16 protein-coding genes are annotated in these 25,063 nt (G+C 46.9%); 7 read left to right on the top strand and 9 right to left on the bottom strand.

Annotation, left to right across the window (positions count from 1 at the left end; genetic code table 11):
* Window positions 1–111: 111 nt before the first annotated feature.
* Both P150_RS0108115 and P150_RS0108120 read right to left on the bottom strand, forming a co-directional pair.
* On the bottom strand, window positions 112–705 hold the full coding sequence (locus P150_RS0108115; RefSeq protein WP_051617596.1) for a hypothetical protein: 594 nt from the start codon (window positions 703–705) through the stop codon (window positions 112–114).
* A 231-nt stretch (window positions 706–936) separates the two neighbouring features.
* The gene (locus tag P150_RS0108120) at window positions 937–1,761 is read right to left on the bottom strand and encodes an alpha/beta hydrolase (RefSeq protein WP_028897253.1); all 825 of its coding nucleotides are present in this window, start codon (window positions 1,759–1,761) and stop codon (window positions 937–939) included.
* Window positions 1,762–2,084: 323 nt separating this feature from the next.
* On the opposite strand from P150_RS0108120, the gene P150_RS0108125 reads away from it, so the two are divergent.
* From P150_RS0108125 to P150_RS0108150, 6 genes are all read left to right on the top strand, one after another.
* Entirely contained in the window at window positions 2,085–2,618 is a 534-nt protein-coding gene (locus P150_RS0108125; protein ID WP_028897254.1) for an NUDIX domain-containing protein, read from the top strand.
* 320 nt (window positions 2,619–2,938) lie between these two features.
* Complete coding sequence (topA, locus tag P150_RS0108130; RefSeq protein ID WP_028897255.1) at window positions 2,939–5,293, top strand: type I DNA topoisomerase; 2,355 nt, start codon at window positions 2,939–2,941, stop codon at window positions 5,291–5,293.
* Between the two features lie 51 nt (window positions 5,294–5,344).
* Window positions 5,345–5,896 (top strand): shikimate kinase, encoded by a 552-nt coding sequence (locus P150_RS0108135; protein WP_028897256.1) that lies wholly within the window; start codon window positions 5,345–5,347, stop codon window positions 5,894–5,896.
* 215 nt (window positions 5,897–6,111) lie between these two features.
* Window positions 6,112–8,004, top strand: coding sequence for a biosynthetic arginine decarboxylase (gene speA / locus P150_RS0108140; RefSeq protein WP_028897257.1), 1,893 nt, complete (start codon window positions 6,112–6,114; stop codon window positions 8,002–8,004).
* A 177-nt stretch (window positions 8,005–8,181) separates the two neighbouring features.
* On the top strand, window positions 8,182–8,694 hold the full coding sequence (locus P150_RS0108145) for an RNA polymerase sigma factor (protein ID WP_028897258.1): 513 nt from the start codon (window positions 8,182–8,184) through the stop codon (window positions 8,692–8,694).
* A complete protein-coding gene (locus tag P150_RS0108150; RefSeq protein ID WP_028897259.1) occupies window positions 8,684–9,163 on the top strand; it encodes a hypothetical protein in 480 nt (159 codons plus the stop codon). Before P150_RS0108145 ends, P150_RS0108150 begins: the two co-directional genes overlap by 11 nt.
* Before the next feature lie 853 nt (window positions 9,164–10,016).
* Here the strand turns inward: P150_RS0108150 and P150_RS0108155 are convergent.
* From P150_RS0108155 to P150_RS0108185, 7 genes are all read right to left on the bottom strand, one after another.
* On the bottom strand, window positions 10,017–10,898 hold the full coding sequence (locus tag P150_RS0108155) for a carbohydrate kinase (protein WP_028897260.1): 882 nt from the start codon (window positions 10,896–10,898) through the stop codon (window positions 10,017–10,019).
* A 76-nt stretch (window positions 10,899–10,974) separates the two neighbouring features.
* Window positions 10,975–12,129, bottom strand: coding sequence for an MFS transporter (locus tag P150_RS0108160; RefSeq protein ID WP_028897261.1), 1,155 nt, complete (start codon window positions 12,127–12,129; stop codon window positions 10,975–10,977).
* A gap of 152 nt (window positions 12,130–12,281) precedes the next feature.
* Complete coding sequence (locus P150_RS0108165) at window positions 12,282–13,979, bottom strand: DUF4980 domain-containing protein (protein WP_081819302.1); 1,698 nt, start codon at window positions 13,977–13,979, stop codon at window positions 12,282–12,284.
* 353 nt (window positions 13,980–14,332) lie between these two features.
* Window positions 14,333–15,880 carry a DUF4960 domain-containing protein gene (locus P150_RS0108170; protein WP_051617597.1) on the bottom strand — a complete coding sequence of 516 codons (1,548 nt, stop codon included), beginning with the start codon at window positions 15,878–15,880 and terminating at the stop codon, window positions 14,333–14,335.
* Window positions 15,881–15,957: 77 nt separating this feature from the next.
* Window positions 15,958–17,688, bottom strand: a complete 1,731-nt coding sequence (locus P150_RS0108175; RefSeq protein WP_028897264.1) for a RagB/SusD family nutrient uptake outer membrane protein — start codon at window positions 17,686–17,688, stop codon at window positions 15,958–15,960.
* A gap of 32 nt (window positions 17,689–17,720) precedes the next feature.
* Window positions 17,721–20,837, bottom strand: coding sequence for a TonB-dependent receptor (locus P150_RS0108180; RefSeq protein WP_028897265.1), 3,117 nt, complete (start codon window positions 20,835–20,837; stop codon window positions 17,721–17,723).
* 521 nt (window positions 20,838–21,358) lie between these two features.
* Window positions 21,359–24,022, bottom strand: coding sequence for a substrate-binding domain-containing protein (locus P150_RS0108185; protein ID WP_028897266.1), 2,664 nt, complete (start codon window positions 24,020–24,022; stop codon window positions 21,359–21,361).
* A 644-nt stretch (window positions 24,023–24,666) separates the two neighbouring features.
* On the opposite strand from P150_RS0108185, the gene P150_RS0108190 reads away from it, so the two are divergent.
* On the top strand, window positions 24,667–24,993 hold the full coding sequence (locus P150_RS0108190) for a hypothetical protein (RefSeq protein ID WP_028897267.1): 327 nt from the start codon (window positions 24,667–24,669) through the stop codon (window positions 24,991–24,993).
* Window positions 24,994–25,063 lie beyond the last annotated feature (70 nt).

A 25,063-nucleotide genomic window follows, 5' to 3' on the forward strand; every position in this document is an offset into this window, starting at 1 on the left:
CATAGGGCTATGATTTCACGATTTAGCTTATCTTTCCGTTGTTCTATTGGAATGATAAAGTAATATCCTTGTAAACTTGTCCCCTCGTAAACTCGTCCTCTGAATTACACTTTAGAAAGCCTTTCCGAAGCTGATGTAGGGTGCAAGTCCGAAGCGATTAACTACATCTCTGTTAGGGGTAAGCTGATAGCAGGGAGTTATACCGACCCTGAACTGGAATCCACGGGTAGATGTATAGCGATAGCCGATGTTTACAAAGGCGACTGCCGAAACGCTATTCTCTGAAATATAAGGTGTCAGCCTAACGTTATAACCGTGATGCTCTTCGTCGGGAACTATTTCGAATCCTATAAAGTGGTCGTTATACAAGCCTACATTGACACCTGCGCCCACTTCAAACCTGCTTTTCTTTTTACCTGCGAGATAGTTGATTTCCAATGGCACGCTGTAAACACGTGTGGATGTCCCCACTCCGAATAGGAAAGAGGTTTTGGAATAGCCAAAGCCGAAACCAACACGGTAGCCCCATTGCGATCCTTCCTTGAAGCGTGCGTCGTAGTTTACGCCAATTCCGTTGGAAGCACCGCCGAGTTCGCCATAAATACTTTTGTTTAATTTGGAGTCTACTTGTCCGAATGCGGTGGTAGAACCCAAAGCAAGCAATGCGATTGCTGCAATTTTCCTTGTGGTTTTAAGTCTTTTCATATTTTGTTATTCTGATATTATAAATCGGTTGCAAAGATATATATTTTTCCGAAATAATGTTTTTTCTTGCTGATTATTTTTATTTGTCGGTATAAAATAGCATTTGGGCAGATAAGTCTGAAAGTATCTTTGTCTCAAATGCGGCATAAAAAACGCCGTCGGCAGAGAATTGCCGACGGCGAGTGTTATACGTTTGTAAATGTCTTATCCTATTCTTGTTTTCCGGAAGCGTTAGAAGCTGCGCATCCACGCCTTGAGGTCCATCATCATTTCCTGATTGTATCGGAAACCAATCTTGCTTCCCCATCCGTGTCCACCGCCGGGATAGACGTGGAGCGAGCCGGGAACGTCGTTCTTATAAAGCTCCATATAATAGTTTACGCCGTTTGCCGGTGGCACAACGTTGTCGTCGTCGCTCAGCGCAATAAATGCACGTGGCGTTACGCGGCTCACGTTCAGGTCGGCACTGTATTTCTTCTGTTCGTGCTTGCTGGGACGCTTGCCGAGGAAGTTGTGGTAGCTTTCGTCGTGTCCGAAACCTTCCATCATAGAGATTACAGGGTAGAAAAGAATCTGGAAGTCAGGTTTAGCCTCGCCTCTGCTCTGCGTTGCGATGGTTGCCGCAAGGTGTCCGCCTGCCGAAAAGCCCATAATGCCCACCTCGTTACGGCTGATTTTCCACGCGGCAGCGTTCATTCTCGCCAGTTTCATCGCCTGTTCGGCATCGGCAACCGGCACTTCGGGCTTGCCGTTCGGCATACGGTATTTCAGCACGAGGGCTGCAATGCCCTGATTCTGGAAGTATTCGCCCCAGTCGTAGCCTTCGTTTTCTATCTCAAGATGGTTGTAGCCGCCACCCGGGCAGATGATAACTGCACGCCCGGTAGCCTCTCGGTCGTTGGGAAGATAGACACGCACCTTTGCGGTGTCGTTTTTGTTGCCATTGTTGTAAGGCACACGGCCGTTGTAGAGATTCACATCAAAAGTCTTCTGTGCGAATGCCGTAGCTGCAAAAGCCACCAAGCCTGCCATTACAAAAAGTTTTCTGAAATTCATTATCTGTTTGATATTGTTTGTTTGCGTATGTCTGATACTTTAGGGAACTGCTGCTTGATTGTTCGGAAAGGGTTTAATGTCAGCGTGCAACTGGCTTGCTGATAAGCCGAAATCCACAACGCAGCTTTGCAAAGATAGTGAAAAAAAGGAAAAATGAGGGCTGATGTTTAGAGTTTTTAGTATATTTGCAGCCATATACATTTAAAGCGCACAGTGTCTAAACGTATTTTAAGGGTTATGACTGTTTCATTAACACCTCATAATGACAGAGCGAACAGGGCAGGGAAGAAATTCCTTGCTTGGTTCCATTGGAAAATAGGGTTATGCACGTATTAGATAAGTTTGGCTACTGTCCTGTCTGTGGCAGTCAGCATTTTGAAGAACAGAGTGAGAAGAGCAAGAAGTGCGAGGCTTGTGGCTTTGAGTATTTCCTGAATCCCAGTGCTTCCGTTGCGGCATTCATACTGAACGGGAAGGGCGAATTGCTTGTGGTAAGAAGGAAGATAAACCCCGGAAAGGGAACGCTGGACCTGCCGGGAGGATTTGCTGATATAGGCGAAACCATTGATGAGGCACTGCTTCGTGAGATAAAGGAGGAAACGAACCTTGACGTTGTGGCTGCCACCTATTTTGAAACGGTGCCGAACAAGTATCGTTACAGCGATTTTGATATTCCCACACTCGATGCTTTTTTCGTCTGCGATGTTGCCAATGAGGAGGAACTGCGAGCAAGCGACGACGCTTCTGAGGCTCTTTGGCTTCCCTTGAAAGATATTCATACGGAAGAGTTCGGGCTTCGCTCGATTCGCAGGGCATTGTTCGACTTTCTGAAAATGAAGTTGGGAGAATCTAAATAATGCTCCGGTTCGGAATAAGATACTAAAGAAGACGCTCACAGATTTTACTGACCCACGGATTATTTTCTCATTCTCTGTGGAGAAAACAACATCTGTGTTTGCGTGGATTCTGTGAGGGATTAAGCTGAAAGGATAGGGAAAAAACAAATTTACTGGCAGTCAGTTCACTTGTACACTTGTTTGCTTATCCCGAACTCGGACAGGAATTGACATTAAAAGCCCCTTAAAACTTAAAAAAACAGAAAAGTTGCACATTATATAAGGTGTAAGAGAAAAGATTGATTACTTTTGCGCCCTTGAAAAAATGTACAAATGCCGTTATGCAAGAAAATCTGGTAATAGTAGAGAGCCCGGCAAAGGCTAAGACAATTGAGAAATTTTTGGGAGACGACTTTAAGGTTATGTCTTCCTACGGACATATACGCGACCTGAAAAAGAAGGAACTGAGTATCGACTTGGATACTTTGGAGCCGGATTATGAAATTCCTGAAGAGAAGAAAAAGATAGTAGGCGAACTCAAGAAGAGTGCAAAGGCTGCCAAGAAGGTTTGGTTGGCATCCGATGAGGACCGTGAGGGGGAGGCCATCAGTTGGCACCTTTGCGAGGTTCTCGGTTTGGATGAGGCGAAGACGAGCCGTATCGTGTTCCACGAAATTACCAAGCCGGCGATTCTCGCAGCCATAGAAAGTCCACGCCGACTGGATATGAATCTCGTAAATGCACAGCAGGCGCGCAGAGTGCTCGACCGTCTGGTGGGTTTCCGTCTTTCTCCCGTGTTGTGGCGCAAGGTAAAACCCGCCTTGAGTGCCGGTCGTGTGCAGAGCGTGGCAGTACGGTTGATTGTGGAACGTGAGCGCGAGATTCAGGCTTTCGTGTCAGAACCCTACTATCGTGTGAATGCCATTTTTGCAGTAACGAGTGAAGATGGCTCAAAGAACGAAGTGAAGGCTGAACTCAGTAAGCGTTTCAAGACGCACGAAGAGGCTTTGGCATTCCTCGATTTGTGTAAGACGGCAAAATTCACGGTTTCATCGGTTGCAAAGAAGCCTTTGCAGCGCACTCCGGCAGCTCCTTTTACCACTTCTACATTGCAGCAGGAAGCTGCGCGCAAGCTCGGATTTACGGTCAGCCAGACGATGATGGTGGCGCAGCGGCTCTACGAAGCCGGCCGCATCACGTATATGCGTACCGACAGCGTGAATCTTTCGTCGCTGGCTATCAATACGGCGAAGGCCGAAATTGCTAAGCTCTACGGTGAGGAATACAGCAAGGTACGCAATTACCACACGAAGGCGAAGGGAGCACAGGAGGCTCACGAGGCTATTCGCCCCACTTATATGGACAATGCAACCATAGACGGAACCAGTCAGGAGAAGCGTCTCTATGATTTGATATGGAAACGCACGGTAGCGTCGCAGATGGCTGATGCACGAATCGATAAAACCACGGTAAACATCGGAATTATCGACGGAAACGGTAAGTCGGACGACAGCCTGCAATTCATTGCGACGGGCGAAGTGATTGTGTTCGACGGATTCCTGAAGGTATATCGTGAATCGACTGACGACGATGACAACAATGCTGAAGAGCTTTCACACGCATTGCCGGTTATAAATGAGGGCGATGAATTGGAACGCCGCGACATTGTTTCTACCGAACGATATTCAATGGGGCCGAGCAGATACACCGAAGCAAGTTTGGTTCACAAACTGGAAGAGCTGGGAATCGGCCGTCCTTCCACTTATGCGCCTACAATTTCCACCATTCAGCAGCGCGAGTATGTTCAGAAAGGCGACAAGAAAGGCGACGAACGTCATTATGTTGTCGATACATTGCAGGGGTTGAAAGTCTCTTCAAAGAACAAGAAAGAGATGGTGGGCGCCGATAAGGGCAAACTCATCCCGACGGATATCGGTATCGTGGTGAACGATTTCCTCTTGAACAACTTCCCTGATATTATGGATTACAACTTCACGGCAAAGGTGGAGCAGGAATTTGACAAGATTTCGGAAGGAAAGGCAGCTTGGAATAAGGAGATGAAGAACTTCTACAAGAGTTTTGAACCCGAAGTTGAGGCTGTGATGAATGCTCGTTCGGAGCATAAGGCAGGCGAACGCGAGTTGGGAACAGACCCTGCAAGCAACAAGCCTGTGTTTGTAAAGATTGGCCGTTTTGGTCCTGTCGTGCAGATTGGTTCAGCAGACGATGAGGAAAAACCCCGCTTTGCACAGCTTCCGTCCGACAAGAGTATGGAAACGCTGACATTGGAGGATGCTTTGGAACTTTTCAAACTCCCCCGTAAGGTCGGGCAGTTCGAAGGTTCCGACGTAGTTATCGGCGCAGGAAGGTTTGGACCGTACGTGATGCACAACAAAAAATACGTTTCCTTACCGAAGGATGAAAACCCATTGACTGTTACGCTCGACACGGCTATCCATCTGATTCAGGAAAAACGCTTGCAGGATGCACAGCGTCATCTGAAGACTTTTGCGGAAGATCCGAAGATGGAGGTAATGAACGGTCGATATGGCCCCTACATTGCATACGACGGAAAGAACTACCGTATGCCAAAGGTACTTCACGAAAAGGCTGCCGAGCTTACCTACGACGAGTGTATGGAAATCGTAAAGAACGCCCCCGAGCCGAAACCGGCACGCAGTAGGGCAAAAAAATAAATATGGATTTCGCCTCCTTCTCGCTTGAGAGGGAGGTTGAAATGTTTTAAGATGGCAGAGTATCAGCAGCGGACAGCAAGACGAATCATCATTATCGGCTATATGGGAGCCGGTAAGACCACCGTTGGCAAGGCTTTGGCAAAGGAACTTGGCATACCTTTCTATGATTTGGACTGGTACATAGAGAGCCGTATGCGCAAAACCGTAAAGCAGATATTCGATGAAAAGGGCGAAGAAGGCTTCCGCCGGATAGAAAGGAATATGCTGCACGAGGTTGCTGAATTTGAGAATGTGGTGGTTTCCTGTGGTGGAGGCACGCCTTGTTTCTTCGATAATATGGATTATATGAATGAAAAAGGCGATACGCTCTATCTGAAGGCAACGCCGGAAGTGCTCTATGGCCATCTGAAAATGGGAAAATCGGTGCGCCCTCTTCTGCTGAACAAGACACCGGAAGAAGTAAAGACCTTCATCGCCGAGCAGATGAAACACCGCGAACCCTACTATATGAAAGCTAAACACGTGCTGGACGTGAACCTGATGGACGATTACAAGAAAATCAAAATATCAGTAGAGGAAGCCAGAAAACTCCTCAATCTTTGACCCAAGTGCGTGAAACATTGCTGCATAGTGTGAAAACGTAGGAACAGCAGTGCAAAAACGCCGATGAAATGGCGAAAAATATCGATGAAATGGCGAAAAATCATTTCTGAACATTTGAAAAGATAGAATATAATTACAATACTTTTTTTACTTCAGAGGCATTTGTTCCCTGTGTGAGCGGAATGGATTCTCGTTAGGATTGGACCTGTTTGAATATGAAAAAATGGACAATTGAAGACTCGAAGGAACTCTACAACATCAACGGTTGGGGTACTTCTTACTTTGGCATCAATGAAACCGGCGATGTCTACGTAACTCCCTGTAAGGATAACGTACAGGTGGATTTGCGCGATGTAATGGACGAACTGATTCTCCGCGACGTTACTCCTCCGGTGCTCCTTCGCTTCCCCGATATTCTCGACAACCGTATCGAGAAGACTTCTTCCTGTTTCGACAAGGCAAAGAAGGAATACGATTATAAAGGCGACAACTTCATTATCTATCCAATCAAGGTCAATCAGATGCAGCCGGTGGTGGAAGAGATTATCTCGCACGGCAAAAAGTTCAACCTCGGACTGGAAGCCGGCTCCAAACCGGAGTTGCACGCAGTGCTTGCAGTGCAGTGTCAGAGCGATTCGCTGATTATCTGCAACGGATATAAGGATCAAAGCTACATTGAATTGGCGTTGCTTGCACAGAAGATGGGCAAGCGCATCTTCATCGTTGTGGAGAAACTGAACGAAATCGACATTATCGCCAAGGCTGCAAAGAAGCTCAATGTGAAGCCAAACCTCGGTATTCGCATCAAGTTGGCATCCACCGGTTCGGGCAAATGGTCGGAAAGTGGAGGCGATGCGTCGAAGTTTGGTCTTACGTCAGCCGAACTTTTGCGTGCCCTTTCCATCCTCGAAGACAAGGATCTGAAGGACAGCGTGCGACTGATTCACTTCCATATCGGATCGCAGATAACGAAAATCCGCCGCATTCAGACGGCACTTACCGAGGCTGCACAGTATTATGTGAACCTCAGAAAGATGGGCTACAACGTAGATTTCGTGGATTGTGGAGGCGGTCTCGGCGTAGATTACGACGGAACACGCTCTTCAAGCAGCGAGAGTTCCGTGAATTACAGTATTCAGGAATACGTGAACGACTGTGTTTACACATTCGTTGATGCGGCAAACAAGAACGACATTCCCCACCCGAACGTAATCACGGAGAGCGGCCGCAGCCTTGCCGCCCACCATTCCATCCTCGTAATCGACGTGCTGGAAACGGCATCGCTGCCCGAAATGCCCGAAGAATTCGAGGCAAAGGAGACCGATCATCAGCTTGTGCGCGAACTTTACAAGATATGGGACAATCTCGACTCGCGCAATATGCTGGAAGACTGGCACGATGCCGAGCAGATCCGCGAGGAATGTCTCGAACTTTTCTCTCACGGAATGGTAGACCTGAAGACCCGTGCAGAGATAGAAGCGATGTACTGGAGCGTCTGCAACGAAATAAACACGCTGGCAAAGAATATGAAGCACGCCCCCGAAGAACTGCGCAGTCTCGACAAACTGCTGGCAGATAAATACTTCTGCAACTTCTCTCTGTTCCAGTCGCTTCCCGACAGTTGGGCAATCGACCAGCTTTTCCCCGTGATGCCGATACAGCGGCTGAACGAGCGTCCTACGCGCAAGGCCACCTTGCAGGACATAACCTGCGACAGCGACGGCAAGATATCCAATTTCGTAGCGGGAGGCCGTGCCAGTCATGTACTTCCGGTGCATACGCTGAAGCGCAACGAACCTTATTATCTCGGTGTTTTCCTCGTAGGAGCCTATCAGGAAATCCTCGGCGACCTGCACAATCTCTTTGGAGATACCAATGCCGTTCATCTTTCCGTGAAAGACGGCAGCTATCACATCGACCAGATATTCGACGGAGAAACCGTGGAAGAAGTATTGGAGTACGTGCAGTACAATCCGAAGAAACTTGTCCGTCAGTTGGAAATCTGGGTTACGAAGAGCGTTAAGCAGGGAAAAATCTCGCTCGAGGAAGGCAAGGAGTTCCTGAGCACCTACCGGAATGGGCTTTACGGCTACACCTATCTGGAATAGAAGAATGAGAAAGTGAACGGATTGACAAGCCGAAAAGCAAACCGGCAAACTGCCTGCGCCTCTTTTCCGTTCACCTCTAACGAATCTTTATAGTGATAATGAATGTTAAATTTGAGAGAAAACAGCCTTTCTCCTGTAACTTTACCCCATAGAAAATCGTCATTTATTCAGTAGAGGATGAAAAAAGTCAGTTTCAGAAACGATGTGCTGCCTTTGAAGAACGAACTCTTCAGGCTTGCCCTTCGCATCACGCTCAATAGAGAAGAAGCCGAGGACGTCGTGCAAGATACGCTGATAAAGGTCTGGGACAAGCGATATGAGTGGGATACGATAGACTCGATAGAGGCTTTCAGCCTGAGAATCTGCCACAACCTCTCGCTCGACCGGATAAAAAAGAAGGACAACAATAACGGTTCTCTCGAAGACGAACACGTCAGCGAGCCGCGGGGTTCCTCCAATCCTCAGGAATTGATGATTCAGCAAGACCGCGTAAGACTGGTAAGGGAAATCATCGATTCGCTTCCCGAAAAGCAAAGAAGCTGTATGCAGCTCCGAGAGTTTGAAGGAAAGCAATACAAGGAAATTGCCGATATACTCGGAATTACTGAAGAACAGGTTAAGGTAAACATCTTCAGAGCCCGACAAACGGTAAAGCAAAGGTATCAGAAAATAGACAATTATGGATTATAAGTACATAGAACAGCTACTGGAACGCTATTGGCGTTGCGAGACTTCTCTTCAGGAAGAAGAGATTCTCCGTGCATTCTTCGCTCAGGAGGATGTGCCTGCCGGCTTGTTGCCTTACAAGGACCTGTTCACTTTCGGACAGACCGAAAAGGAAACAGCAGTGCTGGGCGATGACTTTGACCAGAAAATACTCGGAATGATTGCCGAGGATGAACCCGTAAAGGCCCGCACCATCACAATGCGTCAGCGTTTTATGCCCTTCTTCAAGGCTGCTGCCGTCGTGGCAATCGTTCTGACGCTCGGCAATGCCGTTCAGAGCGCACTCGACACACAGGACACAACCGTGCATCGCAGTGGAATGGCTGAGATGGGCAAGCCTACCGAAGGTCCATCTGTGGCAAAAGCCGATTCTGCACGTACCGATTCTGCCACCAAGGCAGCAGTCATTCAGGTGCAGAAGCAGACAAACTGAAAAGACAATTTCAATGCTTTCTCTATAAAATAAATCAAGTTTAGTAAAACAACAACGAAACTGTGAAGTTTCAATTCTCTCAAATTTTTATACCATATTAACGTGGAAAGGACCAATACTCAGCAATGGGCATTGGTCTTTTTGCGTTATAGGCATAAGATGCTAAAAATATTCCGAAATCAGCGAGCCGCCAGTCTCCTCTCAGATTCTTGTAAAGCTCCTCTCTCTATGCGAATATTCTTTACAAAACGCACTTCATAATTCCATTATTTTGAGCAAAATATTTTTATTTTTCAAATACGCTTGTAATGAGTGTGCAGATTCAATCCTCTGTCTATCAGTACTCTGCCTCTTTCTGTTGAGTTTCTGTGCAACATATTCTCTGAAAAAACTTCGCAAATAGACTAACAAAACCGTGTTATCTGCAATCTTTCTCGCGCCAATCCTCGTCTATTCCGTTTCCATTCTTGCGACAATCGCCCTGCATTCTTCGCAAAAACGCCTTTCCATCTTCGTGTTATTGCCTTCCCGTCTTCCTGAAAACGCTTTTCAAGCATCAGGAAATGCTTCAAAAATCTCTGGTTGGAAGAAAAATAAACGTGCTTTTTCAGTAATTATTTATGACAATTATATTGCGATTTCCTAAGTTTGGAATGGTTTTTCGGAAATATAAGTAAAGGACTTTACAGGCAAATTCATTCTAATCAATACTTTATAGTCTTGTTTTTCCGTTATATCCTTGGCTATACGAGATAAATCTCTCGCTAATTTTTCTGTTTTTCTACTTTTAGCTATGAATTTGGGATAAGACCAAATTCATAGCTAAAAGTTTTTTAGTCTCTGCCTTGTCGTTTTACTTCACTCTTTCGAGGATGTGTTGTGGCAGAATGGGCATAGCACCGTTCTTTGTGCATACGAAGGCACTGGCTTCAACGGCGATCTTGTGGGCTTCAGTAATAGGCATACCGGAGAGTATGGCAGCCGTGAATGTACCCGTGAATGAGTCGCCTGCACCTACTGTGTCGGCCACTTCCACCTTTGGCGTTTCCTGAAACGAGAGGGTGTTCGGTGCAAAGACATAGGAGCCGTTTGTACCACAAGTGAGCACCACGATGTCAAGGTTGTACTTTCCGAGCAGAAGCCAGCAGGTATCTTCGAAGCTCAACCCCTGCCAACCGAACATATCGGCTACGATTTTGATTTCATCGTCGTTTATTTTCAGTACATTGCATTGCTTCAAAGAATTTGTGATAATTTCTTTGCCGTAGAAATGCTGACGAAGATTGATGTCGAAAATCTTCAGACAGTCCATTGGGGTGGAGTCGAGGAACTTCTGAATGGTTTCTCTTGAAACCTTGTTGCGCTGCGCCAGCGAGCCAAAACAAACGGCACGTGTGGTCTTTGCAATCTCTTCTATTTCCGGAGTGAACGGAATATTGTCCCAGGCCACGCCTTCCTTGATTTCATAGGTTGGAATACCGGCGGCATCGAGCGTAACGTTTACGGTTCCTGTCGGGAAATCCACTCTCGGCATCACGTAGTGAACGTTCATAGAGTCGAATTTCGCCAATGTTTCTGTTCCCAGTCCATCAGTACCTACTGCGCTGATGGCTATTGTGTCGTGGCCGAACTGTCCTGCGTGGAATGCAAAGTTAGCAGGTGCGCCACCTATTTTCTTTCCTTCGGGTAGGCAATCCCAGAGTGCCTCGCCGAGTCCTACGATTACTTGTTTCATTGTATAGTTAATATCCACGTCCAGTTGCTCGGAAAAGGAGCGCAACTGATATGTGCCGTGTGGTGCGGTTTTTAAGTTATTTTACTTTCGGTATGTATGTAAACAGGTATGCAACGCCGATTGCCATTACGATGACTGCGCCGATCTGGCCTATTGCGTCGCTTGCAAATCCCATAAAGAGAGGGAAGATTGTTCCTCCGAAGAGTCCCATAATCATTAAGCCACTTACTTCATTCTGCTTGTCGGGCAGGCTTTGCAAGGCACGTGCCAATACCATTGAGAAGACGTTGCTGTTGCCATAACCTACGAGTGCTATTGCAATGTAGAGAATGGTCTTGCTTTCTCCGATGTAAAGTCCTGCCATACTCATTGCCATCATCGTGATAGAGATCGCGAAGAAGAGACGGTTGTTGATGGTACGGAGGAAGAAGGAGCCAGTCAGGCAGCCGATGGTGCGGAAGATGAAGTAGAGCGATGTTGCAAAGGCAGCTTCGTCCAGTTCCATTCCGAGGCGTTCCATCAGAATCTTGGGTGCTGTGGTGTTCGTACCGACATCAATGCCCACGTGGCACATAATGCCGATGAAACTAAGCAGAACGATGGGTTTGCCCAGTAGTTTGATGCAGTCGATGAATGAACTTGGCTTGCCTTCGATGGGTTCTTCTTCAATGGGTGTGCAGAAGAGAAGCAAGGTGGCGAGGATTCCGATGATAAGATAAATAGGGAACAGTATGCGCCAACCGAGACCGAAGAAGGAATCGGTCATATCTGTTCCCCACATTGCTATATAAGGGGCGAGGAATGAGGCGATAGCCTTTACGAACTGTCCGAATGTGAAAGTGGAAGCAAGGTTGCCTCCTTTCAATACGGTAATTACGAGTGGATTCAAGGAGGTCTGCATCAAAGCGTTTCCAATGCCAAGCAGGGAGAACGAAATGAGCATCAGTTCGTATGAATTGCCAAAAATAGGTGATAATAATGAGAATACGGTAACGATGAGACTGAGCAAAACAGTCTTCTTGCGTCCGATTTTATTCATCAGCATTCCCGTTGGAATGGAGAAAATCAAGAACCAGAAGAATACCAAGGATGGAAATACGTTGGCCGTGGCATCCGAGAGTCCGAGGTCCTTCTGTACAAAGTTGGATGCAATGCCTACAAGGTCTACAAAGCCCATTGCAAAGAAGCAGAACATCACAGGGATAATGGATAGTTTGTTGGTTTTCGACATAATATTCAAATGTTGTTAGGATTCAGTAAATGATTTTTGTTTCGACTGCAAATTTAGCTTGCAATCGATGCAATCGGTGTAAAATTCCGTTCATTTGATGTAAGATATTGTTATTTTGCTCAGTTCTTGCACCTAATGAACGGAAAATTACATTACTTCAACTGATAGATTTTGGTCTTGCAGCCTGTTGCTGTGAGCTTGTTGTAAGGTTCGTTGGGGAACACGAGGTTTGTCATTGCCATTTTTCCGTCTGCATCGAATGCCTCGATGCTGTTGTGGTCTATGAATATCAATACAGATTTCAGCGTTCCATAGGTAGGTGCCACGGTTACTGTCTTGAACTCATTGCTGAAGTCGGTCTGTCCGCTGTTGTTGCGGTCCATTGCGAATGTTTCTTTCTTTGCGTCGTATGTCATCACTACCTTTTCGCCCTTTGCGTTGGAAAGTGTGATGGTTGCGCCGTGCTTCAGGTTGTTGGCTTCGATGTAGCAGGTAGCTGTGAGCTTGTTGTCGGGCTTTGAGGCGAAGGCATTGAACACTTCAGGCGAGGGTTTCGTGGTAAGATAGCTCTCGCCTTTGTAGCTGAACAGTCCGAGGTCGCGTGGCAAGCCATTGGCAGAACGGAACTGCTTGGTCGGAACCTGATTGGCATACTGCCAGTTGCTCATCCAAGGAAGCACCACGTGGCGGCCGTCAGGGGCGTTGTTGAATGATACGGTGGCATAGTGGTCCTTGCCGTAATCCATCCATTTGGTTGTGGTCGGTGCGCTTTCACAGGTAAACTTGTGTCCGTCGAAGTCTCCGACGAAATATTGTGCTGCGCTGCCACCGAAAGGTCCGCCGGGATTGATGTTGCAGATGAGCACCCATTTGCCGCCGATGTTTATCAGGTCGGGACATTCCCACACGCCGGCGTGGCTTCCGTAGCCTTCTCCGAAGGTGCTTTCAAGTGTCCAGTCCTTCAGATTTGTCGAACTGCGAATCTCCATCTGCTGTCCGGCTGCAAGAATCATTATCCACTTTTGAGTCTCTTCGTGCCAGAATATGTTTGGATCGCGGAAGTCGGGAAGGTTTGAGGTAATGACAGGATTGGCTTCATACTTGGTAAAGGTCATTCCGTTGTCGGTGCTGTAAGCCATACTCTGGGTTTGTGCTGCGCCTGCTGAGGTGTAATACGACACGATTGCGCCCTTGCCGAAGCCTGCTGTGTTTTTGTTATCCACGACGCTGCTGCCGCTGAAAATGGTTCCGATGGCATCTGGCTGGATAGCTTCACCTTCAAATTTCCAGTTGATGAGGTCAGTCGATGTGCTGTGTCCCCACGTCATATTCTCCCACTGTGAGCCGTAGGGATTGTATTGAAAGTACAGATGCCATACGCCGTCTTTGTGGAACATTCCATTGGGATCGTTCATCCAGCCCCACAGAGGAGTATGATGATAGGCTGAGCGATACTTCTCACGGTTTGAAGTGTCGAAAGTGTCAGACGTTTTCATTTCATTCCAACAGGCATAATCCTTTATTTCGCTCGTCTTTCTCTTCTCTCCGTGGAATTGGATATCGAGCAGAACGTCGTCTCCAAACTCGTTCAGGTTCAGAGGAACGCTGTAATCGGTTCTGTTGATGGCCAGTTTGCAGTTGAATTCTTTTACAACTTTGTTGTTCTTGATTACACGAATGTGGCTGTAATCAACTGTTTCTTCAACTGGCAGCAGAAGATATTTTTGCTGTGTCTGCACTCTTTTCATTACGTGTGAATCACTTAAAAATGAGTTTTGTGCCACTGCCGGAGTGAGCAGTACGGAGAGCGACAGTCCCATTGTCGCCAATAAGGCTTTCTTGCTTATCATAATGGATTGTTGTTAATATTTAAGTTTTATGGTGCAAATCTACTGAAAAAGATGAAATGCGGCTATATCAAATCTTCCAATCGCTGCAACTTTTGTTGCAACGCCGAGATTTGCACGCCCGGAATGTGGTTCAGAATGTAGTATGCTATTCTTTCTGGCGCAATGTTCGTCCCTCAATGTGTGTAAGTTGAGGGATGGATATTAAGGAGTGAGGGAAAGAAAACAAGGAGAGGATGGAATAAGGAAGTGAGGAACAGGTAAAAAACAACAAGGGAACAAATAGACTCGTAAATTACTTTTATCTTAGTAAATACTTGTAAACTTGTTCCCTCGGCAACTTGTTATCGCTTTTCCTATCTGGTCTTCAGATATTCGAGAGCGTTGTGTGCCATCTTTTCGATGTTATCCTGATATTGGTTGTTTTTAGGGTGCGCACTTACGTCTGCTGTTCCGTCAGCATTTCTTAGTGAAAATTCGCATCCACCGTTTCCTATACAGATAATGGTTCCCTTGAAATCTGAATTGCCCTGCTGTGCTTCCCAAACGTTGAGTTGGGAAATGTAGGCTGTCTGACTGTCCCAAGTCCCCAATGGATAGATACCGTAGGTTTGTGTCAATGCGTTGTAGCAGTTCTCGTCCTGATTGCCAAAACCAGTAAGCGTGGCAGGGAGATTAAAATAGAGACAATTGTGGTCTTCTGTCCATCCCGGACCCTTTACTGCAAGCAGTTTGGTACCGTTGGCTCCGTTTTCAATGTTCAGTCCACGATAAATCGGATGAGTAGAGAAATCTGCCGAGAATTTTCCGCCGGGATTGGCAGAGACGGCCATCTTCCACGTGTCGCCGTTGCTGCTCCCCAGTCCGAAGCTGAATGTGTGGTCGTTTCCTTGCAGCATCGTCTTGTCTATACGGCCGAGGTCGCCTATGAACGGAGTTGCGTGGCTCCATAGGAGCATACTTCCTCCGGCCTTATACCATTCTCTGATGAATGGAGTGGCAGCCTGAACGCTTGCAGGCATATTCCATACGTCGTTTTCGGTAACACCTTCGAGGTCGCGCAACCAGAAGAGCACACGATATTCCTCGATGTCGGCAGCACTTGCAATGCTGCTGAACGGGACAAAGGAGCCGTTTGGATACTGTTCGTGGAACCAAAGCCACGCCGATGCTTCGTCGTCGTCGCCATTAGAAACCAATTCCGAAGGAGAATTGTAGATGGAGAGGAAGCCGATGGCAGTCTTTCCGATATGCAGGGAAGCAGTTGTTGGGAGCGATGCTCCTTCGGCGTTCTTAGCTACGATGGTTACAGTCCAGTCCTCGTTGTAGCGCACGTCTGTGATGGTGTATTCAGTCTGAGATACCGGTAGCGTTTCGGTTATGATTCTGCCGTTTCCGTTGGTTGCCGTGAAGAGGATGGAAGTGGCATTGGCAGGTGCGTTCCAAATTACTTTTGCATCATATCCTGAAGCTTTCTCAATCTGTGAGAGCGAAAGACCGGTAACGCTGGCTGCACCCGGACGTGTATAGCTCTTGATGACACCAGAAGAAAGGTTGGTTCCATCAGACACCTTGAACACAAATTCGTAAGCCACGCCCGTAGGTACTGATTTCTGTGTGTAGCTTGTTCCGTTTACGATTTCAGCAGCGTAGAAAGTGCCATTGCGGTAGACAGCAACCTGCATCGTTTGTCCTTCTTTCAGTGCTGGCCATGTGAGAACATAGTCGTCGCCTTGCAACTGTCCTGAAATATTCTCTGCTTCTACGGGAGCGAGAATCATATCAGCACGGTCTATATCATTGTCCTGACAAGAGGAGAGAAACATTGTCAGCATAAGAAGCAATGCCGTTGCCACTCCTTTTGAGAACTGCACGTTCTTGATTTCATTGATGATAGTATTCATATTATTATTGTTTTTCTGTTGGATTGTAAAAGCCCCGGATTGGATATATCCGCAACCGGGGTTCTTTACTTTTATTATTAATAACCCTTGTTCTGCTTGTAGAGTCCGGGAACGTAGTACAACTGATTGTAAGGAATCGGGTAGAACTCGTTCTTTTCAGGAGTGTAGTGAGCGTCCTTGTAATACTGACCGTATTTCTGGCCGTCGTAAACGTCGTTCTGCTCCTTTTCAAAGTAAGCGTTGAGTGTTTTTGAAGCCATACCCCAACGGCGCAGGTCAAAGTAACGGCTGCCCTCCATACCCAATTCAAGACGGCGTTCCCAACGGAGACACTGGCGTGCCTGTTCCTTTGTCTGGAAGTAAGAAGCCGGATAAAGCTCAATGCTGCACTGATTGTCGGCATAGCCGATGTGCTTCGCAATAGAGTTCTTTGCACGCTGACGGATGTCGTTGATAATCGTGCGGGCTTCTTCCAGTCTGTTTGACTCTATCAATGCCTCGGCGCGCATCAGCATTACATCCGTGTAGCGGAATACATAGTCGTTCATAGCAAATGCCTGCCAAGGAGTGTTGAATGTTTCGCCCTTTGAACGCTGTGGCACTTCCTTCATAGAGCAGTAGTAACCATAGGTGTTAGGGTTTCGGCTGTTCTCCTTTGTCAGTGTGTACTGGCTTTCATACTTGTAAGGGAATGTAGGCATACCCACGGTGTGGAAGAGTCTCGGATCCCACTTCTGGCTGTTTGCTGCGCCGTTTACAGGATAGTCAATACTGTCGTCATATCCGTTGAAATCAGGAAGGCCGTTTACGGTCTTGAAAGCATTTACGAAATCCTGTGAGGGCTTATGGAAATCCCATCCTCCCGACCAGATTCCCCATACACCGTTCAGCATATTGCTCCAGTTTGCGCGGCCGTAGACGGTGTTGTCGTCCTGATAGTCGGAATGCTGCACTGCAAAGATGCTTTCCTTTGAGTTCTTGTGCTCGGGGAGGAAAATGTCTCCGTAGTCTTCAAGATAGCCATATTTCGAGTTCTTTACCACATCCGTGTATTCAATAACCTTTGCTATGTATTGGCTGTTGATGTGATCGTAGCCTGTTGTAGATTCGTATCCATCGCCGTAAGCAAGGTTCAGATAGCATTTTGCAAGATAAGATGCTGCGGCAATCTTATTGGCACGGCCGCCGTCTTTCTGTTCGACAGGCAGGTTGTTGTATGCCTCCTCAAAGTCCTTTATCACCTTTCCGAAGAGTTCCTCGTAGGTAAATTCTGTATTGGTGGTCTTTTCTGAAGTCTTATTTTTGTAAACCTCTTCGTCAATCCAAGGCACCTGACGGAACATCTGAAGCAGCTTGTAATAGAAATGTGCACGGAGGAACTTCACTTCTGCCACTCTTTGTGTGGTTCTTTCAGCACCAAGCTCCTTCTCGCCGCTCGTTTCCAAAGCCACCAATGCCCTGTTGCAGCGGCTTACAGCCTCGTATAAGTGGAACCAAAGCTCATCGAACTCGCCCGGACGGGAAGTCAATGTAGACCAAATCTCCATTGGATGATAGCCCGTGTCCGTTGTTCCCGAACCACCTTTCAGACAGTCGTCTGATGCCATATCGCCGTAAGGCCATAGGTTGAAAGGATATGAATACCAATCGTTGCCCAACATTGCGTAGGCCGAATGAACCATTTCTTCTGGACTCTCGTTGGCTTTCTTTTCATCAACGACACCTTGTGGGTCTACATCAATGAAATCGCTGCACGATGTGGTCATCAGACCAAAAGTCGCGGCAAAAATAATATATTTAAGTTTCATTGTTTTAATCTTTTATTTGTTAGTGTCTTGTGTTAGAATCCTACCTGCAAGCCGAATGACAGAGAAGTTGAATGTGGATATGCCCAACTTCCGTTCTCTGGGTCAGCAACGGTAAATCCATTGCTCTTGAGGGTAAAGAGATTGTTGGCTGAAAGATAAAGACGCGCCGATGTCATATGGAGCTTGTCCATAAGCTGTGGTGCGAAGTTGTAGCCCACCTGAAGGCTGCGCATCTTCATCCAACTGCCGTGTTCAACAAAGTAAGTAGAGGCACGGCCTTCATCGCCTGTGTTGTTTGTTGTAAGTGCAGGGATGGTGGAAGACGTATTGTTCGTTGTCCACGCTCCGAGCATACGGCTGCCCTTGTTTGAACCCGGGTCTGTGATGCTGAAGAAGTCGGTCTGGAACTTCTGGTTGTTGTAAACGTCCACGCCGCTCACACCTTGGAAGAACATAGCCAAATCGAAGTTCTTGTATGTAAACTCAAAGTTCAAGCCCCAGTTGAAGTTTGGAACCGGATTGTAAATCCAATCCTGATCGGCTTCGGTAATTCTTCCGTTACCGTCGAGGTCGACATACTTCAGACCGCCCACACGTGCATTTTCCTGACCGGAAGCCAATACTTCCTCGCGGTTCTGATACAATCCATCAACTACATAACCGACCACTGAGCCGTAAGGCTTTTCTGCTTCCACAAGGTTCTGACGTGTTGTGTGAGCGTATGAACCGGTAGTTGTTGAAGGCAGGTAGGTTACCTTGTTGCGGTAGAAGTCGAGATTACCACTGATGTTGTAGCCCAAGCCGTATGCGGTAGTATGGCGATAGCCAGCTTGGAACTCCATACCCACGTTTTTCAGCGACGGACCATTGCTCCACATATTGCCACCTTCGCCGGTTGCACCGAGGAAAGCAGGCAGGATAAGCATATCCTTAACTTCCTTTATGTAGGCATCAATGCTACCGTAGAAACTGTTGTGGAACATATTGAAGTCCACGCCGGCATTCCACTGGTAGGTAGTTTCCCACTTCAGATTCTTGTTCTCTGTCTGAGTGGCACGGAAACCTGATGGGAAGATACCTGAACCTGCAAGATACAAGTCGTATGCAGTAGATGATTCGCGGGCATCGCCGTAGTCGGCAACATAAAGGCCGTAGCGGGCTGTGTTTGAGATAGCCTGATTACCCGTAGCACCCCAAGACAGACGAAGTTTCAATTCATCGAGCCAGTCGGCTTTGATGTGCTTTGACAAACGATAACCGAGCGTGAAAGCAGGGAATGTGGCATATCTGTTGTTTTCACCGAAGCGGGAACTGCCGTCGTGTCGGATAGTGAAACTTGCGAGCAGCAAGTCTTTCCAGTTGTAGTCAATCTTACCGAAGAAAGAAACAAGATTGTAGCCTGAACCGATACCGGTTGCGCGCTGCGTGCCTGTTGAGGCATCAGGCCACATATATTCATAATTCTCAAGTGCGAAAGTTTCAGCGTATGCACCCATATCCTCACGGTTCTGATGATAGAGTTCCATACCTCCGAGAACAGAGAACGTATGCTGATTCCACAGTGTGAAGTTATAGTTGGCAGTATTGCTCCAAGTCCACTTCAAGTCATCGGCCGCACTGAGCGTTGTGTTGGCAGTACCGTTCTTCACAACATCCGATTTGAAAGTGTGGATAACGTGATGTATGAAGCTGTGGTCGAAGTCGATACCGAAGTTGGAACGAATCAGCAAGTTGTCGATAGGTTTGATGTCGATGTAGGCATTACCGAACACACGCCAGATTTTCTGACGGTTGTCGCGGTTCATATAAAGTTCGCGCAATGGGTTCTGACGGTCGCTCATACCACCGACAGGACCGCCGAATGTTGTGCCGTCTTCTTCGTAGAGAGGAACGGTAGGCGACATCTTCAAGGCATTCTCCATTGGGAAGAGGTTCACCTGATCCGTGTATGTGATGGTGGAATTCTCGCCGATGGTAACATGCTTGTTGAGATTGTAAGAGGTGTTGATACGTGCGGAGAAGTTCTCGAAATCGGTGTATTTCAAGACACCGTTAGACTTCTTGTAGCCCAAAGAGAACAGAGCCGTGAACTTGTCTGTGGCGTTTGAGAGCGAGAGGTCGTAAGCCTGAGAGAAGCCGGTACGGGAAATGGCATCGAGCCAGTCGGTATCGGAAAGTTTCATAGTCTTCCTTGAGTTGATGTAGCCGTCGTATGCGCCATTCACGGTATAGCTGTTGTACTTGCCGGCAGCCGGATCCCATACGCTGATACCGAAACCTTCGGCAGCATTGAGGTCAAGACCATAGTTGCGTGAGTAGACAACCGGGTCGAATCCGTCGTTCAGTGCAGCCTGCGCCATTGCTGTTGCATATTCCTTTGAATTGCTGAGCTTCATCATTGACTGTGAGTTGTAGAACTGTGCAGTGAGGTTTGAGGAGAAGTTGATCTTTACCTTGTCGCCCTTCTTTCCCTTTCGTGTCGTGATGATGATGACACCGTTGGCAGCACGGCTACCGTAGATAGAAGCCGAAGCCGCATCCTTGAGCACCTGCATACTCTCAATGTCGTTCATATTGAGCGAGTTGAGACTTGCAGTAGTTGGTACACCGTCGATAACGTACAATGGATCCTGTGAAGAATTGAACGAACCGATACCACGGATGCGCACAGTACCTGTGCCAGATGGAGAACCGTCGGTGGAGATAGTCATACCGGGAACCTTACCCTGCAACGTACGCATAGGGTCAGGGTCGGAACTTGACTTGAGGTCTTTGGTCTGCACTACTGCCACAGAGCCGGTAAGGTCGGCCTTGCGCTGTGTCTGATAACCCGTAACCACTACTTCAGTCAGTTCGCTTGCATTTTCCTTGAGCACGATGCTCATATTGGCATTGGCTGGCATTTCTATCGTTTCGTAGCCGATGTAAGAGATGATGATGATTGAACCTTTTGCAGCAGAAAGCGCAAAATTACCGTCTATGTCTGTAACAACACCGTTGGAAGTGCCTTTCACCAATACGGTGGCACCAATCATCGGTTCGCCTGTTGCATCCTTAACGGTTCCAGTAACATTAATATCTTGCGCACTGACAATGGCGCAAAACATTAAGAGCATAGTGCTCAATAGAATTTTCTTTAGGTTTTCCATTCGAAACTTTTTTGGATTAGTTAGATGATTTAAATTTCTGCTGCAAAGAAAACAAAAGTCCGATGGAATGGGCATAAAATTTAAATCGCAATGTATAAATTTTGTTGCAATGAAACAAAAATGCAATACACGGATTTTGTTTTGCGAGCGTGGGTTGCCCTGCATTTTCAGCTTACAGATAATTCAGTGGATAATTGCTTGAAAATCAGATGATAAAAAAGCCGTTTCCAAACGTGCGAAGAATGCAATCCATTCTTCGCAAGAATACAATGCAATCTTGCGAAGATTGCACGCTATTCTTCGGTTACTTGGAAATTGCCTGAAATTGGATTGGAATGAGTGGAAGAATGGAGAGAAGAAAAGAGTGTTTGAATGGTTTCGGAAAAGATTGAAAAATGGGTGGGCAAACAAGGTTATATGTGGATAACTGGATTCTTGGCTGTTCAGAAAATCACGGAGAGGAGGTGTGCTTAATGGCACTCCCTCCTTCTTTGCTCGTCCCTTTGTTTCCTTGTTTTCTCCTACTGCCTTGGATTCTTTTCATTCGGGGTTCGCCCGAAGTGCTCACGGTAGCACTTTGTGAAATAGGATGGGGAAGAGAATCCAACTTCATAGGCTATCTCGGAAATGGATTTGTCGGTGGTTTCCAGCAGTCGGTCGGCGCGTTTCAGACGTGCCTCACGGATGATATCAACAGGCGATGTGCCCGTCAGGGATTTTATCTTTCGGTAGAGCTGGGCACGGCTGATGCCCATATCCGCACTGATACGGTCTACGTTCAGGTCGGAATTGCCGAGATTGTCCTGTATCACTTTACGGAACTTGTCTACAAACTGGCTCTCGGCACTCTTCGGCGCAGTGGTTTCTTCCTGTTGTGAAGCGTCGCTGCCGAAGGCAATCTTCATCAGTTTTCGGTTGTCGAGCAGATTCTTTACGCGGGCTTTCAGTACATCGCCGTTGAAAGGCTTCGTAAGGTAGGCATCGGCACCGAACTCATAGCCTGCCGCGCGATGCTCTTCGAGTGTCTTGGCAGTAAGAAGAATTACGGGAATGTGGCTCGTGAGCGCATCGTTCTTTACGCGTTGGCAAAATTCCAGACCATCCATTACGGGCATCATCACGTCGCAGACAATGATGTCGGGTACTTCGCGGATGGCTTTTTTCAGTCCCTCGTTGCCGTCGGCAGCCTGAAGAATGTTGTATTTGTCGCCAAGCAGCGTCATCACGTAGGCACGTATGTCGGCATTGTCGTCGATAACGAGCAGCGACGGCTTCTCGCCCTTGTCCGTAGTGGTGATTTTGTCCGTCATTATCTCTGTCGAGATGTTCGTGGCTGCATTGTCTTCTATGGCTTTCTCGTTCAGGGTGTAGGCCTCTTGCACATCCACTATATTGTCGCCGGCAACGGTCTGGGGCAGCGTGATGATGAAGTTGGCACCCTTTCCTTCCTCACTTTCCACACGGGCCTTACCCCCTTGCAGTTCGGAAAATGCCTTCACGATGGCCAGTCCGATGCCGGTACCGCCCTTGCTGCCTCCCTTTACCTGATAGAATCTGTCGAATATGTGCTGGGTTTCATTGCGCGGGATGCCCTTTCCGGTATCGGCAACGCTGATTTCCACCTTGTCGCCGACTTTTTTGGCGGCAAATACTATCCGTCCGCCTTCGTTGGTGTATTTCAGCGCATTGCTGAGCAGGTTGTAGCAAATGCGTTCCACCTTATATATGTCGGCTCTCACGCTGATGTTTTCGGGTGCGTTCAGTTCTATTTTGATTTTCTTTCTTTCTGCTGAGGCTTCAAACACGTTGAGCCATTGCTGCATATATCCTGTAAGTTCGAAATCGCTGAGCGTGAGTTTCATCTTCTTGTCCTGCATCTTTCGGAAGTCAAGAATCTCATTCACGAGTCGGGTGAGCACGTTTACGTTTCTGCTCACAATCTGAAGCATATTGCGTTGCTGCTTGTTCAGGTTGTCATCTCGGATGATATTGTCGATTGGGTCGGCAATCAGCGTGAGCGGCGTGCGGAGTTCGTGGCTGATATTCGTGAAGAATTGCAGCTTGGCGTTGGTGGCTTCCTCTTCCATCTGCCGTTTCATAACGATAGTACGGTAGATGTAGACAACGATTCCGATGAGCAGAAAGGTAATGATGCCCGAGAGAACGAGATAGACTTTCTGATGGTTGTACTGTGCCAGATAGTTGTCTACCTTGCCGTGGAGGCTGGCAAGGCGTCCGCGTTCCTTGTTCAGTTCCTCGTTTTGCAGCAGAAGTACGGGGGCGTTATTCTTCGTTACGAGTGCTCCCTTGAGATAATTGTCGCGCTCAAAAGGCTTATTTTCGAGAATGTTGGCAGCCAGTTGCATAACGAGGTCGCCACGGGTAGGGTAGATGTATGAGGCGGCGAGATGCCCGTCCCTTACATTTTCCAGTCCGCCGCCGGGAACAGGAAGTGCATCGATGCCCACGTATTGAATGTTTCTGATGCCTCTTTTCTCGGCAGCCTGCAATGCACCTATGGCCATTCTGTCGTTCTGTGCAAATATGAGGTCGATGTCGGGAGTCTTGTTGAGAATGCTGTCCATCATCACTTGCCCGCGCTCTTTTAGCCAGTCAGCCGATTTGCGGTTTACGATACTGATGCCCGGATGCTTGCTGATGGCATCCATAAATCCTTTATGGCGTTCGATGGCCGGCGAAGAACCCTCCAGTCCGGCAATTTCGGCAATTTGTCCGTTTCCGTTCAGTTGTTGAACAACAAACTCTCCTATTGCTCTTCCGGCCTCAAAATTGTCGGCACCGATGAAAGCCGTGTATTTTTCCGAGTCGGTTTTCCGGTCGAACAGGATTACAGGAATGCCTTTGTCGTAGGCTTCGTCGATGGCCGACGATACGGTATGAACCTGATTGGGCGATACAATGAGCAGATCCACGCCTTCGTCTACGAACTTCTTGATCTGTTCTTTCTGCAATTTGTCGTTATCGTTGGCCGATGCAAATTTCAGGTCTATGTTTTCATACTGGTAAGTGCCCATCACAAGCTCGTCGTTGAGCTTGTCGCGCCAGATATCCTCGGAGCATTGCGATACGCCGACAGTAAACCGGCGTTCATTCTTTCCGCAGCTGCACAATAAAAGAATGAGTGCTATATATAATAGGTGTAGTCGTCCAACTTTCATTTTCATTTTGTTGGGTATGTAAAAAGATTCAGTTTAAATTCTGCTTAATTGCAAACTTACATATTTTTTGCGACTTATAAAACTTTTGTTACGACTTTTTGCTGCAAAATAGGGTAAAATAGAAGAAAAAAGTGCAGTTTTTAAAGTTTTTGCGTTTTCGTTAAGATGACGATAAAAGCAGCAGAATACCCTTTGAAGAGATTTGCAGAATCCCTCTTGATACCAAATTACTGGTATTTGTTCCGTCAGCATCGTCTCGGTATATTTGCTTGATTTCGCCATTCTTCCGTTTTCATCCGGAATTTCTTAGAAGAAAACATGCAGAAAAATCAGTTGTTTTTATAATTTAATTTATTTTGATATAATAAATAGGATAAATTATATATGTGTTGTTTTTAAATAAATCTCTAAATATATTCTCAGATACAGGGAATTGCAGATAGTTCTTTAATAATGGATGTGGTTAAAAGGAGTTAAAACAATTAGGGATTCTTGCAAATTTAGGAGTAAAATCAATATATTTGCAGCATTGATTCCAAATTGTGGCGTGAAAATCGCATTGCAATGATAGAATTAAGACAACCACAAACCAGCACGGAGGCATAACCACGCCTTCTTGCCCATTAAAAGAACCAACGACAAGGAACTTGATGAAAAAGTCGAACCTTATGCGCATTATGATGGCTTGGATGTTATTATTGACATTCACGGCTGCGCTTGCCATTAAGGAACTTCACGTTCATCAGGACGTATGCCATCATACGGAGAAATCTACGGCAGCGCATCAGGCTGAAGTGGACGCCGTTTGCTTCGTATGCGATTTCACGATGCACAAAGCCGGGGAAATAAAGGCATTTGAATATATCCCCGTAAAGACTTATACCAAGATACATAAACCACAGATTTTCACTTCAATTCTTGTTTACAGGTCCGTTGAGTCTGTAAATGCCCACGCACCACCTTGTTGTGTAGGGTAGGTAATGAGTGAATGAGCGGACACGGAAAGGAATAGACTGGAATACAAGTCTGTTGTAGATGTGTTTGTAT

The organism is Prevotella sp. HUN102 (assembly GCF_000688375.1).
In the GTDB taxonomy this organism is placed as follows: Bacteria; Bacteroidota; Bacteroidia; order Bacteroidales; family Bacteroidaceae; genus Prevotella.

Excerpts from the sequence above, each read along its gene's own strand:
- P150_RS0108115 (WP_051617596.1), bottom strand. The coding sequence starts at position 705 with ATGAAAAGACTTAAAACCACAAGGAAAATTGCAGCAATCGCATTGCTT.
- P150_RS0108120 (WP_028897253.1), bottom strand. The coding sequence starts at position 1,761 with ATGAATTTCAGAAAACTTTTTGTAATGGCAGGCTTGGTGGCTTTTGCA.
- P150_RS0108125 (WP_028897254.1), top strand. The coding sequence starts at position 2,085 with ATGCACGTATTAGATAAGTTTGGCTACTGTCCTGTCTGTGGCAGTCAG.
- topA (WP_028897255.1), top strand. The coding sequence starts at position 2,939 with ATGCAAGAAAATCTGGTAATAGTAGAGAGCCCGGCAAAGGCTAAGACA.
- P150_RS0108135 (WP_028897256.1), top strand. The coding sequence starts at position 5,345 with ATGGCAGAGTATCAGCAGCGGACAGCAAGACGAATCATCATTATCGGC.
- speA (WP_028897257.1), top strand. The coding sequence starts at position 6,112 with ATGAAAAAATGGACAATTGAAGACTCGAAGGAACTCTACAACATCAAC.
- P150_RS0108145 (WP_028897258.1), top strand. The coding sequence starts at position 8,182 with ATGAAAAAAGTCAGTTTCAGAAACGATGTGCTGCCTTTGAAGAACGAA.
- P150_RS0108150 (WP_028897259.1), top strand. The coding sequence starts at position 8,684 with ATGGATTATAAGTACATAGAACAGCTACTGGAACGCTATTGGCGTTGC.
- P150_RS0108155 (WP_028897260.1), bottom strand. The coding sequence starts at position 10,898 with ATGAAACAAGTAATCGTAGGACTCGGCGAGGCACTCTGGGATTGCCTA.
- P150_RS0108160 (WP_028897261.1), bottom strand. The coding sequence starts at position 12,129 with ATGTCGAAAACCAACAAACTATCCATTATCCCTGTGATGTTCTGCTTC.
- P150_RS0108165 (WP_081819302.1), bottom strand. The coding sequence starts at position 13,979 with ATGATAAGCAAGAAAGCCTTATTGGCGACAATGGGACTGTCGCTCTCC.
- P150_RS0108170 (WP_051617597.1), bottom strand. The coding sequence starts at position 15,880 with ATGAATACTATCATCAATGAAATCAAGAACGTGCAGTTCTCAAAAGGA.
- P150_RS0108175 (WP_028897264.1), bottom strand. The coding sequence starts at position 17,688 with ATGAAACTTAAATATATTATTTTTGCCGCGACTTTTGGTCTGATGACC.
- P150_RS0108180 (WP_028897265.1), bottom strand. The coding sequence starts at position 20,837 with ATGGAAAACCTAAAGAAAATTCTATTGAGCACTATGCTCTTAATGTTT.
- P150_RS0108185 (WP_028897266.1), bottom strand. The coding sequence starts at position 24,022 with ATGAAAATGAAAGTTGGACGACTACACCTATTATATATAGCACTCATT.
- P150_RS0108190 (WP_028897267.1), top strand. The coding sequence starts at position 24,667 with ATGAAAAAGTCGAACCTTATGCGCATTATGATGGCTTGGATGTTATTA.